The following is a 254-nucleotide window of genomic DNA, read 5'->3' on the forward strand; positions in this document are numbered from 1 at the left end:
TATGGGATGACAAGGATTTGTGAACGACATCGTCATCGTTATGAGGTAAATATTGATTATAAAGACAAGCTAGAACAGTGTGGTTTGATTTTTTCTGGTATGTCTCCGGATGGTATTTTGCCAGAAGCAATAGAATATGTAGATCATCCATGGTTCATAGGTGTTCAATATCATCCAGAATTAAAGTCACGTCCATTTGATCCACATCCGCTTTTTTCTTCTTTTATTAAAGCCACTGTGGAACAGAGTCGATT

The 254-nt window shown here is 37.0% G+C and carries 1 protein-coding gene; it reads left to right on the top strand.

Going from position 1 to position 254, the window contains the following annotated elements; translation table 11 throughout:
- Positions 1 to 254: glutamine amidotransferase-related protein (locus ACFILZ_RS10145; protein ID WP_404977397.1), on the top strand; the 254-nt coding region annotated here is incomplete at both ends.

Origin of the sequence: Bartonella sp. AP40SXNS (assembly GCF_042195825.1) — a bacterium.
GTDB lineage: Bacteria > Pseudomonadota > Alphaproteobacteria > Rhizobiales > Rhizobiaceae > Bartonella.